At 37.5% G+C, this 12,205-nt stretch carries 11 protein-coding genes; 1 reads left to right on the forward strand and 10 read right to left on the reverse strand.

Annotated features, from left to right (window positions below; genetic code table 11):
• Nucleotide 1: 1 nt before the first annotated feature.
• The 6 genes from JOD28_RS08180 to JOD28_RS08205 all read right to left on the reverse strand — a co-directional run bounded on the left by JOD28_RS08180 (nucleotide 2) and on the right by JOD28_RS08205 (nucleotide 4,918).
• Complete coding sequence (locus tag JOD28_RS08180) at nucleotides 2-988, reverse strand: ABC transporter permease subunit (RefSeq protein ID WP_373306176.1); 987 nt, start codon at nucleotides 986-988, stop codon at nucleotides 2-4.
• Nucleotides 988-2,475, reverse strand: coding sequence for a sugar ABC transporter ATP-binding protein (locus JOD28_RS08185; protein WP_204770335.1), 1,488 nt, complete (start codon nucleotides 2,473-2,475; stop codon nucleotides 988-990). Before JOD28_RS08185 ends, JOD28_RS08180 begins: the two co-directional genes overlap by 1 nt.
• A 26-nt stretch (nucleotides 2,476-2,501) precedes the next feature.
• Nucleotides 2,502-2,900, reverse strand: a complete 399-nt coding sequence (rbsD, locus tag JOD28_RS08190) for a D-ribose pyranase (RefSeq protein WP_204770336.1) — start codon at nucleotides 2,898-2,900, stop codon at nucleotides 2,502-2,504.
• A 133-nt stretch (nucleotides 2,901-3,033) separates the two neighbouring features.
• Entirely contained in the window at nucleotides 3,034-3,714 is a 681-nt protein-coding gene (locus JOD28_RS08195; RefSeq protein ID WP_204770337.1) for a matrixin family metalloprotease, read from the reverse strand.
• Between the two features lie 140 nt (nucleotides 3,715-3,854).
• Nucleotides 3,855-4,277: an OsmC family protein gene (locus JOD28_RS08200; protein WP_204770360.1), complete on the reverse strand. Its 423-nt coding sequence runs from the start codon at nucleotides 4,275-4,277 to the stop codon at nucleotides 3,855-3,857.
• 143 nt (nucleotides 4,278-4,420) lie between these two features.
• Nucleotides 4,421-4,918, reverse strand: coding sequence for a PadR family transcriptional regulator (locus tag JOD28_RS08205; RefSeq protein WP_239531163.1), 498 nt, complete (start codon nucleotides 4,916-4,918; stop codon nucleotides 4,421-4,423).
• Between the two features lie 261 nt (nucleotides 4,919-5,179).
• On the opposite strand from JOD28_RS08205, the gene JOD28_RS08210 reads away from it, so the two are divergent.
• Nucleotides 5,180-6,184 carry an NAD(P)H-dependent flavin oxidoreductase gene (locus tag JOD28_RS08210; RefSeq protein ID WP_204770338.1) on the forward strand — a complete coding sequence of 335 codons (1,005 nt, stop codon included), beginning with the start codon at nucleotides 5,180-5,182 and terminating at the stop codon, nucleotides 6,182-6,184.
• A 139-nt stretch (nucleotides 6,185-6,323) separates the two neighbouring features.
• Here JOD28_RS08210 and JOD28_RS08215 read toward each other — a convergent pair whose 3' ends face one another.
• The 4 genes from JOD28_RS08215 to JOD28_RS08230 all read right to left on the reverse strand — a co-directional run bounded on the left by JOD28_RS08215 (nucleotide 6,324) and on the right by JOD28_RS08230 (nucleotide 12,194).
• Nucleotides 6,324-7,655: a dihydrolipoyl dehydrogenase family protein gene (locus JOD28_RS08215; protein ID WP_204770339.1), complete on the reverse strand. Its 1,332-nt coding sequence runs from the start codon at nucleotides 7,653-7,655 to the stop codon at nucleotides 6,324-6,326.
• 228 nt (nucleotides 7,656-7,883) lie between these two features.
• Nucleotides 7,884-9,359, reverse strand: coding sequence for an MFS transporter (locus JOD28_RS08220; protein WP_239531164.1), 1,476 nt, complete (start codon nucleotides 9,357-9,359; stop codon nucleotides 7,884-7,886).
• Nucleotides 9,360-9,440: 81 nt separating this feature from the next.
• On the reverse strand, nucleotides 9,441-9,725 hold the full coding sequence (locus tag JOD28_RS08225) for an ArsR/SmtB family transcription factor (protein WP_204770340.1): 285 nt from the start codon (nucleotides 9,723-9,725) through the stop codon (nucleotides 9,441-9,443).
• A gap of 1,260 nt (nucleotides 9,726-10,985) precedes the next feature.
• Nucleotides 10,986-12,194, reverse strand: a complete 1,209-nt coding sequence (locus JOD28_RS08230; RefSeq protein WP_013103328.1) for an MFS transporter — start codon at nucleotides 12,192-12,194, stop codon at nucleotides 10,986-10,988.
• Nucleotides 12,195-12,205 lie beyond the last annotated feature (11 nt).

Consider the following 12,205-nt stretch of genomic DNA (forward strand, 5'->3'; position numbering starts at 1 on the left):
TTTATGCTTTTTTCTTACGATCAAGTAATACTGCTATAATAATCACAATACCTTTGACGATTTGCTGATAAAAACTAGAGATACCAATCAAGTTCATGCCATTATTTAGCGTACCAATAATCAATGCACCAATCAGTGTCCCAAATATCCGACCACGACCGCCTGCTAAAGAAGTACCACCCAAAACAACGGCTGCAATCGCATCCATTTCAAAACCAGTTCCGGCATCTGGTTGCGCCGAACTCAAACGCGAAATCAGTATCATTCCGGCAGCCGAGCTCATAATACCTGAAATGACATATATCCAAGTTTTTGTGAGATTAACTTTAATCCCAGACACAAAAGCGGCTTTCTCGTTGCCACCAAGAGCATAGGTTTTTCGACCAAACGTCATTTTGTGTAGCAGAATAAAGAGGATAAAAAAGGCAATCAACATAATAATCACAGGCACTGGTATACCAAAGAAATAGCCACGCCCGATAAATTGGAAAATAAAGCTGTCATTCATGACTTTACCAGTAATGGGATTACCATCTGTAAAGACATAAGTTGCACCGCGGAAAATCGTCATTGTTGCAAGGGATGCAATAAAAGGTGCTGCGCCACCTTTTGTAATAATGAGGCCATTCACACCACCTAATAAGCCACCAATAGCAATACCAATAACCATAGCAATTACCGTAGGGACGCCACTTGTGATCATCATGGCTGACAAAGCCGACGTTAAGGCTAGTATCGCCCCAACTGACAAGTCAATGCCACCAGTTAAAATAACAAATGTCATACCAAAGGCAATCAGACCATTAATTGATACTTGTCGCAGCAAATTAAGTAAATTATTTGGATCTAAAAAATTGCGATTCATAATCGTCGTGATGATAACCAACACAATCAATGCTAACACAGGGCCCAAACCTGACAACTTGCTTATCAAACTTTGATCCTTCATGATTACTGATGATTTTGCTGTGTGCTTCGTATTAACCATTATATTTTTCCTCCTGTTGCGAGTGTCATAATGTCTGACTCTTGGACATGCTTACTATTATCGACAACAGCCATTAACCCGCCTTCATACATCACTGCAATGCGGTCACTCATGGCAATCACTTCTGGCAGATCGCTGGATACCATAATGATTGCCACGCCTCTGTCAGTTAATTCATTCATTAAATTGTATATTTCTCTTTTAGCACCAACATCAACGCCACGTGTTGGTTCGTCTAAAATCAGCAGCTTACTACCCGCGCCAATCCATTTTGCCAAAACAACTTTTTGCTGATTACCACCAGACAAACTACCAGTATTAATATCTTGCCCATCAGCTTTTACGGTTAAACGTTTTATCAAAAGATCAACAAAGTCTGTCTTAACTTTTTCGTCGATCATATGATTTTTGACCAACTCTTGTAAACTGGGCATAATGATATTTTCTGCTACTGAGAAATCTAAGATTAACCCTTCATCTTTTCTATTCTCTGTAACAAATCCGAAGCCTTGCTGAATGGCATCGGACGGTTTAATAATTTTGACTGGTGCACCATCAACCTTGATATCGCCTGAATCTCTCCGATCGACGCCGAATATGGCACGCATGACTTCTGTGCGTCCAGAACCCATTAAACCTGAGAATCCTAATATTTCACCTTGGCGAACAGAGAAATTAATGTCATGAAATTTGTTATCACTGGTAAAATTAGAAACATCAAGAACGTTTTCCCCGTAATTTGGGTGTCTATCAGGATAAAATTCACCAATATCCCGGCCCACCATGTTTTTAACAATTTCAGCGACACTTGTATCCACAATCTTAGACTCACTCACCGTATGCCCGTCTCGCATAATTGTTATTTTATCTGCGATTTCCATGTTTTCTTCAATACGGTGACTAATATAAATGAAGCTCACACCCCGTGATTTTAAATGATTAACGGTCTCAAAAAGCGAACGGATTTCTGAACGTGTTAAAGCAGCCGTCGGTTCATCCATAATGATCACTTTGGCATCAGTCATCATCGCTTTTGAAATTTCAATCATCTGCTGAGCACCAACACTTAAATTACCAACTGGTGTGTCTAAATCATAATTAATATTCAGTGTATTAAATATACTTTCAGCTTTGGCTCGCATGCCTTTGTCATTAATTAATCCAAAACCTGTTTTCTCCTCTTTATTTAAAAACATATTTTCTAAGACAGTCATTTCAGCAAAATTATTCATCTCTTGGTGAATAAAACTGATGCCGTGCTCTTCAGCATCTTTTGGTCCTTTAAACGATACTTCTTTATCATCGACCATGATTTGACCACTATCTAAAGGCAATAGTCCTGTCATAATATTCATGAGTGTTGATTTGCCAGCACCATTTTCGCCCATCAACGCATGAACCTCGGCATCTCCCAAATGAAAATTAACATCTCTGAGCACATGATTATTGCCAAACGACTTAGAAATACCAATCATATCTATTTTCATAATTCCTCCATTCGCTCACTGCTAAATCAAAAAATAACACCACTTTCTAAAATAATATTAGCAAAAGGTGTCGCTTCACCGGTTCTTACAAACGCCTTACTCTCTTTTAACTGTTGTTTGAGTTGCGCATGAGATATAAAATCAATCTCAACATCTTCAGAAAACCGCTCATATATTTTTTCCAACATCGCGGCATTCTCTAGTTTGATTTCTTCTGCCAAATAAATTTTTTGAACTGCCAATTCCGATAATACAGCGTCTAGCACATCAATAAATTCAGGTTTCCCAAGTACAACGCTTAAATCAATTTTTGGGACAGTTTTTGGGACCGGTGTCCCAGCATCTCCAACTGCCAGCCAATCCATGTGCCCCATATCAGCGACCACAGCCGCGACTTTAGAATTTATAATGCCGTTTTTTTTCACAATGATTCTCCTTTTAGGTAAAACGTTTTACTTTTTGTTCAAAAAAATAAAAGTTGCTAATCTACACACGTGAAAGCGCTTCCATATGTGTAGATTACCATCTTTTTTTTAACTCGTCAAGCCTTATGTTTTTTTAATGTGCATAAAGTGCCTGTAGCTGACTGACATCTGATTGTTGGATACCATAATCTGAACCTTGAGGCTGCATGACTGAGATACGATCAGATACATGGTCTAATCCAAGCGCATGCCCCAATTCATGCTCTGCTGTGTTGACTTTTCGTGTCATGGTGTAATCATCTAAATAATGTCTATTCAGCTTCGCAACAACATGGGTCATGACTTTTTTACCAGTTAAAGGATTTACCAAAAAGCGCGTTTCTGCTATACCCGCTTGTGATGTATCACCACGGTTTTCAGTTGTTAATACAATGTCTGCCTGATTTTTATTTTGAACCTGCACTAATGTTAACACTTGAACGGCATTCCAGTTATCAAATGCTTGCTGCCAGGCTTGTAAATAAGCAGGTTGCTGGTCAGCTGATACATCAAAATAAATATTAAGCGTTTTTTTTGCCCATACTGCGCCGTTTAAATGCGTCGCGTCCTGATGCTCTGTTGTTGTATTACCGGTTCCTTGTTCCACAGTTCCTTGATCATTTGGCAGGTTAGTATTTGTATCAAAGAGGGCCACCCATTGTTGCACTTGATTACCTACCCAAACCTTACCTTCAGCAACTTTGCTAGGGTTTTGGATCAAATACGTGATACCGACGATGACAATGATCAGTTTAATAATTCTAGAAATTTTCACATTGACACCTCCTTAAATTCTTAGCATCATGGCTGACTAAATTATATCTTATCAATATTAAAACTATGTTAACTAACTATAAGTAAGCAAGAAAAAGGCTACTACACAAAAATGTAACAGCCTTTTCCTCAATTTGTCTACTATAAGTCAAACACATCCACTAATGATATCTCAACATTTGAACTACCCGCCAATAATTTAGATACTGGGCACCGTTTCTCAGCAATTGCTAAAATATCTAACGCCGCCTGTTCATTGACCTGGGGTATTTTCACCTGTGCATGCACAAAAAACTGAAATCCTTCGCTATCTGGTGCCATATCAACACCAACGCGGACAATACTTTCATGGGTTAATTTTCGGCGCTTTTCTTCTGCCTCAATAGTCGCATTCAAACAGGTGGCAAAAGCCGCTCCTAATAGCTGTTCAGGATTTGTGCCAGGCGATGCGCTTAATGGGCCACTCGTCATTACATCTAACCCACTCCCATCAATAGTTCGAACATGACCAACCAATCCCTCTGCATTTTCAATTTCAGTATGATATAGCCGTTTGTTTGTCAATTTCGTCATCCCTTTCGTTAATTCATTAGCACTTTGTCAATCTTTTTGTGATGCCACAAATTTCGTTTGAGCAGACTTTAAAACCGCTAATGTTGCTGTGTAATAGGCAATCCCATAATCAAAAGTTATTTTCTGTTGAGCTGTCATGCCATCTGCCAACCAGGTTGCCAACTGCTCTTGTAACGTCGCCAATTTGGTTTCCTTACGTTCAATTTCTTCCTGAAGAAATTCTGATACCCGTTCGGTCGGTAAATCTTGACTAAGTAAAGTCGCATCAGAACATCAGATTTAAGTATTTCATCAGACGTTGGTTCGCTCATAGCCTTTGAAAATGCTGTTTTTCCTGCTTTTGTAATTGTATAAATATTCTTATTCGGCCGATCAGTTTGTGATATTTGCTGTTTAGTCACTAATTTTTCCGTTCCCAACTTTTTTAAGGTTGGATAAATCATACCAGAAGTGGCATCAAAAAAGTGGCTTAATCGTGTTTGTAAGATGTCATTAATTTCATAACCAGTATGGGGACCACTTTGTAAAATACCTAAAATGATCTCTCTACCCTTCATTACCATCAACATATCCTCCACTTGTTTGTTATCTTTATTATACACGACATTAATGTTATCAATGCGATTTGACATTTCTGTCGATCATTCATGCATATTTGTCTGTATCAATTTAATCATTTGCATGTTATTTTTTTGATCATCAGCTGTTTCTTATCAACTAGCGATTTTGATTGCTTGATTTTTTTGACACCCAATTTCACACAAATACGCCCAAATAAGCTATTTTTTATCATAAAAAAACGTTATCCAAAAAAGCCAATGTTTTTGATCACAAAATCACATGAAGTGTTATAATATTGCTGAAATACTATAAAAATAAAAGAGGCGTTAATCATGAAAAGTAAACTAACTGATATTCTGGGCATCACGTTACCCCTTATTCAAGGTCCCATGTCGTGGCTAACTGATGCGACATTTGTGGCTGCCGTTTCCAATGCTGGTGGTTTAGGTATTCTCGGACCGAATGCTGGGCAACATGAAATTGTTAATGATCCGATCGAAACTGCTGAGCGCATGCGTTCAGAGATTCGCAAAGTGAAAAACTTAACTAATAATCCGTTTGCCGTGACACTGATCGGTGGTCAAGGCGATGCCACTTCAGATTTCACCTTGAAAATTTTGGATGTTGTTATTGAAGAAAAAGTACCAATTGTATTGATCAATAGCGTTGGTTTGCTCAACAATGGTAGCTACGGCATTGACCCTGCATTGTTGAAAGTTGTTAAAGCGAACAACATTAAGATGATTGTTCGCTCTTGGCAACCTTCCATTGCTGATGCCAAGGCTGTGGAAGCCCAAGGTGCTGCTGCTTATGTTGTGACTGGATTTGATGAGGGTGGTACCCTACCTGAACAAATAACAGGATCATATAGCATCGTGCCTTATATTTCTGATGCTGTGTCTATTCCCGTCGTGCTTGCAGGTGGTGTTAGTGATGTACGAACAGTTCGCGCAGCTATTGCACTGGGCGCATCAGGTGTCTATGTTGGGTCACGCTTAATTCCAACAGTTGAAAATCCCGCCGCCCAGATCACAAAAGAATTAATTGTTAATAGTACCGCAGAAGACTTAGAAATATTCCGAGTAGCGCCTGCATTCTACCGCTCATTACCAACAAAATTACGTGATAAACTAGTGAACAATGACCAACAATTAGATAAAGCATCTGTTTGGCGTGAAAATGGTGCACTAATGAACGGCACTTCTGGTATGCGTATTGGCATGCTTGATGGTGACTTTGATAATGGCTATGTGTCAGTTGGTACTGGTATTTCAACCATTCATAGCATTCAATCAGTTGCTGAAGTAATTAATGAGATGATGATTGATTTTAAATAACCATGGCTTCCCGGGCGCAACATATGCCTAGACGAAATGGCCCCCTTCAGTTGGAAAGATTCAACCGAGGGGGCCTTTTTATGATTGTATTCAACAATTAATACAAAAAGCGCGACAAAAGCCACGCTGTCAGTTTATTTTATAATTGTCCCCAAGTTGCCATACCAATAGATGGGAATAAATGAATTAATCGGCCAATTTCATCTGGTCCAAACTTAAATTCAATGGCTGGTAATAATGTATTAACGACATTTTCAGCTTGTTCACTGACTTCAGTCACACCCACCAAATGATGTTGCTTGTCAAAAATCAACGTGTTATCAGCAATCGTTTCGTTGTCAACTTGACGATACCAATCTTTGGTGAGGTCAGTTTGTTGCACCTCATAATCCCCTTTTTCAGCATCTGCTACCAAAACCCCTGCTTGTGCAATTCTTGGTGATGTAAAGACAACTGAGGGTACAACAGGATACTGAATTGGCGATTTTGTTTGACCAGAGAATTGTTTGAAAAGATACGTTGATTCAAAAATAGCTGTTGGCGTTAACTTAGGTTGCGTTTTATCAAGCACATCCCCTGATGCATAAATATTCTCAACGTTTGTTTGCAGATAATCATTGGCAGGAATACCTGATTGATTATAAGTGACGCCAATTGTTTCTAAACCAATGTTTTCTACATTAGGAATTCGCCCTGAAGCATCCAACACCCAGTCAACTAACAAAGACTGACCATCGCTGTATGCCACTTGCGTTTGATCCCCATGTTTTTCAAAGGCAGTAACATCAGCATTTGGCACAAACGTGACGCCACGTTGCTTTAAGTCGGTCACGACTTTGTCAACATAAGGCGCGTGAAATTGTCGTAATGCACGGTCACCATGCATGAGCACAGTAATCTCAGCACCAGCTGCATTCGCAATGGTCGCAAATTCCATGCTAATATAACCCGAACCAATAATGGCTATCTTTTGTGGTAAAGTCTTCAATGCCATAAAATCACGACTGTCATGTGCCAATTCCGTACCAGGAATATCCAAACGATGCGGACGTAGCCCAGTTGAAATGACAATCTTGTCAGCAGTTATTGCCTTACCGTCAACAATGATTGTATGATTATCTTCAAACACGCCACGTCCGTGAATCACGTCGATACCAGACTGATCCAATAACCCACCAATCATATCTGGCAAATCATTAATGACCGTTTCCTTATGAGCCTCATTCTGCGTCCAATCAATTGTCAGATTCCCCTGAACAATACCCGATAGGCGCTCGGCAGCTCGCGTTAGTGTTACAGGTGCATCAAGTGTGATTTTAGCATTGCAACCATAATTAGGGCACGTACCACCAATCATATCAGCTTCAATGATGCCAACCTTGACACCGGATTGTGCCAACGGAATCGCCCCGTCAAACGTACCATGCCCACTACCAAGATATAACACATCATAATCATATTGCTTTGTCATTCACTAACCTCCAATGGCATACTAAGAACTCACGCTAAACACAAAATTGTTTAGCGTTCACGTTACCTATAGTATAAACTGATTTGAATGAAGTGACATGAATTAGCTTTGGGATAGGTGGGGTAAGTTAGGTATAAAATTGCGTCAACACACATGATTTAGCCAAATGCCACTCTTTTACTCAATTATTTTGAAATGACTAGATTTTCGCTGACAAACAATTATTCGTCACTTGATTACTTCCCGATTTCGATCTGCTAAATTAACAATCAACACAATGACAAACAATATGAGCGCGACACTGAATACTGTATGCATGCCTGTTAAAATGATTTGATTGATTGTGTCCTCATCTGCAATCGATGGCGATTGATACGCGCCTTTTATGGACTGGTTAATCATATTCTGATCAACAGTGGCATGTTTCTTTAATCCCGAATTTAAACTCATATTGAATACTAAACCAAAAATTCCTGCTGCTAATGTCTGTCCTAGCGTTCTGCCTAAAGTGATCATTGATGAAGCAATGCCTAAACTTTCTTCAGGAACAATTCTCTGAGCAACAAGTGTGTTCATTGTTATGGTTATACCTAACGTCACGCCTGTTATGCCAGAAATAACAAAGAAAATTGTCTGGTTGAAGCGACTACCAATAAAAAGAAGCGGTAAATAGGCTACCATCATCAATGCAATGAGTGGTAAAGTAATATATTTTGGTGACCGACGTTTAACAAGTGTGCCGACAAAAAAAGAAGATAGTAACCAAAATATCGGACTAGGTGATACCGATAACCCAGCAACAGTGGCTGTTGTTTTATAAATACTCTGTAACCACATCGGAAAATACGTTTGAAAACCTATTTGAATCGCACTTAACAATAAGGCCGTTGTAATCTGAATTGAAAACAACCTGTTATGAAATAACGTGAACGGTATAATTGGGTCACTTGCCTGCCGTTCGAAAATAATAAACGCTATAACAAACATAACAATTAGGAATAAAATAACCAATATTTGAATCGATGAAAAATTAGCCTGACTTAATGTTTGGAAAAGCGTTAAAATCATGATCAAAAGTCCTGATAATGACAAAATACCTTTAATATCTAAGGGCTTTTTGATATATTTTTTGCTCTTTTCCTTGTACTTAAATGAAATGATTAATATCACGAGAATGCCAATTGGTACATTGATAAAAAAAACCCAATGCCAACTTAATTTATCAACAATGTAGCCACCCAAAAAGGGTCCTAACAATGCTGATATTCCCCAAGCTGTGTTATTCATAGCCAACATTTTTGATCGCTTCCGGTAGTCGAACAAATCTGCAATCATTGTGAACGTAATAGGCATGATTGCACCGGCACCGATGCCTTGCAAAGCTCTAAATATGATTAGTATAGTCATGTTGTTTGATACACCACACAAAAATGATCCAATTGTAAAAATAATAAGACCTGTTAAAAATACTGGTTTTCTGCCAATTCGATCAGCAAATTTGCCATAAATAGGTGTCGTAACTGCTGTCAGTAACAGATATGTAGCAAATACCCAACTTTGTAGTGATATGCCATTGAGTTGGCTGACAATTGTGGGCAATGCGGTCGTTATAATTGTCGTTTCAACCGAAGTCATGAACGTTGCAATCAAAATAGCCATCATAATAAAATTTTTATTGTTTGTTATTCTATTTTCTTTTATCAAGTTTTCGCCCCGAAATATTATGCTTTGTTATTTATTCGATTGTTTTATAACATTAGAACTAATAGTTAAAAATAAAAAGATTCAAAGTGAATCCAAAAATCCTGGTAAAAAATCGTTAAATGTTTGATCATTCAGCGATAAGTATTTACTTTGCGATGCCCTTCTAGTATTCGTTAAGCCTACCTGACGCAACATTTTGAAATGATACGATACTGTAGACTTACTAATATTTAATTTTTCACCAATCTCTCCGCAAGTCATTTCGCGTTGGGCATGATGCAAAACCCGGATAATACGTAAGCGATTAATATCTGAAAGGACTTTGAAAATTTCTGTTCTCTGTAAATCTGTTTGTTCTAATGTCATGAAACAAGCATACGCTAATTTTTTATTATTTGTCAATATTTTCTTCGCATACAATATAGTTAGATGTGGTATAGATTGATACGCATAATAATTGGCTTTGTCGTTGACATCTGTTGGTTTTATATCGCTACATGTTGAAAATCAATATCTTGTCACAATAAAAGGGCTCCAAGAAAGTTAGACACAAATCTAACTTTCTTGGAGCCCTTCACATTTCATAAAGTCATTAGAACGCATATTTAAGAAAAAAATATTTCCATAAACTCATGTCATTTAGGCCACTTTTTATAGTCACTAATTTTCTGAAATAATTTCCAAAAAAACAGACTTAGCTATAGCGGATCTACGTCAATAAATCAGACACATATTTTATTTTGTAAAATCTGATAAATCAGGTGATTTGTAAAGTGTAAAAATGGATTTAAAACAGAATTGTTAGGTTTTATATTTCACAAGATAAAATTTAGGTTCTTGAAGCCTTGATAAACCATTAATTTCGATAATGTACATTACGTTAATCTTGATTGGTCTAGCAATCTATTGCGCAATTACTTGATGAAAAAGTTGCGAATATGTTATAATAAAGGCACATAAAAAGGACTAGCGCTAACTAGTCCCATGGTTGTCTTGAGATAACCGCCACTACTTATTTCAATAAAGAAACAGCCTTGAACGGTCAAATTCAATTGTGGCTGTTTTTTTATTGATTATTTTTTAATACTTTTAATCAATACAACAACAAATGCCAACATTGATAGCATTAAACTCAAAGAGCCTAACACAATCATAGTTACTTCGTAACCTGACATTGTGCCACCTTTCTAGTAGCAACACACATGGATAAACCATAAGCACCACCACCTTTCAGCGGCTACCACACAACAACCATACATTATTATACCCTAATTTATATACAAAAAAAAACTGAAGGTAGCAGTCGTAGAAGACTATTTTTCTGGCACACTGACACAAAAAGGACTAGCACCACACTACTATATGACGCGAGACTAGTCAGTAAACTGGATATACGTTCTACTTTGACTAGCTATTGTTGCTCAAAGGCCACTGGAATTGCCCGTGAATACGTTTGCGATTATACCAACCTGCAATGAATTGGACTAAATCTGATTTTTTTTAAGATATCCAACTCTAATTCAGCTTTCAAGGCACGCTTTTCAAGTCTTTTAATGTTGTCATTTGTATAGGATTTTGAGGGGAGCTGTGTGACTTTTATGCGTCACTGCTTTTAGACTAGCACCATTATATCCTTTTAATAATCCTTTTTTTCGTCAGTAGTAATAATCCAATTATAATAACCAAGGCTAAAAATCCAGATGAAATAAACACTTGGTAACTTTCAAAATGATCAAACAAGAGACCGTAACATAATCCTCCCAGAGGGACAAACAGTTGAGAAACCGCATTGATGATTGAATAAACACCACCCTGCTTATTTTCTGGCACTTCCATTTGTAAATAAGTTGTCATTGCTGTATTAGCAAATACGACTATCAGTCCGAAAGCAACTACTAATCCCCCTAGAAGTCCAATAATTATTAAATCACTATGTGTTATTAATTCTGGAAACCCGAACAAAATAATGATTATAGTAAAGTAAAACATTGACTGATACATAATTTTTAAGTTATCTTTAATGGTGTGAATAGTCAATATGATGCCACCTACTACCATTGCAACGCTAGTTAAACTTTCCAAAAAACTGTAAACTAATTTTGACAGAGACAATTGGTTAATAACAAGTACAGGTAAACCAATCGTTATGGCTGAGGCGAATAAGTTGATAAACATCGCAATAATAACAAGAGATAAAATTTCTGGCCGGCCTTTAATAAATTTTATAACCAACAAAAAGGAATTTTTGCCAGTGGCTGCTATCCTATGTAACGGATCTAGTTTTAACGTACTGGTGGATAAGATTGACACACCAACTAGAATAATTATTAGAAAAACAAAGAATGGCAGTGTGAGCAAGCTAAATGCTAGTCCTCCTACAATAGGACCAAGAATATTTGCAACCGAAGTAGCGGACTGAACTGATGCATTCAGTCTTTGATATTTGTGCTTTTCAACCAACTGTGTAGTAGACGCTTTTAACGTGACGATAAATAATTCCTCACTAACCCGAATAATAATCATCAAAATATAGACATATACGAGTGTACCAACATCTAAATGATCACTAACTACGACCCAATAAGCTAAAAGAAATACTAACGAAACTATTTGAGCTGTTAATAGTATCTTTTTGTGTGCAACTGTGTCTACAATTCTAGTCATAATCGGTGTCAGTAATAGGCTGACCAATGGTCCAATAATTGTTAGTGTTCCAAAAATGAAAGCTGACCGAGTTATTTGTAAAAAGTACAATCCGAAAAAAAAATTTAAAGAGGTTATCGATAAATTAAAAACGAGGCTAATTAATGATGTCTTTATAATTGTATTGAACATTATCGTACGCC

Source organism: Leuconostoc rapi (genome assembly GCF_016908715.1).
GTDB lineage: Bacteria > Bacillota > Bacilli > Lactobacillales > Lactobacillaceae > Leuconostoc > Leuconostoc rapi.

Excerpts from the sequence above, each read along its gene's own strand:
- JOD28_RS08230 (WP_013103328.1), bottom strand. The coding sequence starts at position 12,194 with ATGTTCAATACAATTATAAAGACATCATTAATTAGCCTCGTTTTTAAT.
- JOD28_RS08215 (WP_204770339.1), bottom strand. The coding sequence starts at position 7,655 with ATGACAAAGCAATATGATTATGATGTGTTATATCTTGGTAGTGGGCAT.
- JOD28_RS08205 (WP_239531163.1), bottom strand. The coding sequence starts at position 4,918 with ATGTCAAATCGCATTGATAACATTAATGTCGTGTATAATAAAGATAAC.
- JOD28_RS08225 (WP_204770340.1), bottom strand. The coding sequence starts at position 9,725 with ATGACATTAGAACAAACAGATTTACAGAGAACAGAAATTTTCAAAGTC.
- JOD28_RS08180 (WP_373306176.1), bottom strand. The coding sequence starts at position 988 with ATGGTTAATACGAAGCACACAGCAAAATCATCAGTAATCATGAAGGAT.
- JOD28_RS08185 (WP_204770335.1), bottom strand. The coding sequence starts at position 2,475 with ATGAAAATAGATATGATTGGTATTTCTAAGTCGTTTGGCAATAATCAT.
- JOD28_RS08210 (WP_204770338.1), top strand. The coding sequence starts at position 5,180 with ATGAAAAGTAAACTAACTGATATTCTGGGCATCACGTTACCCCTTATT.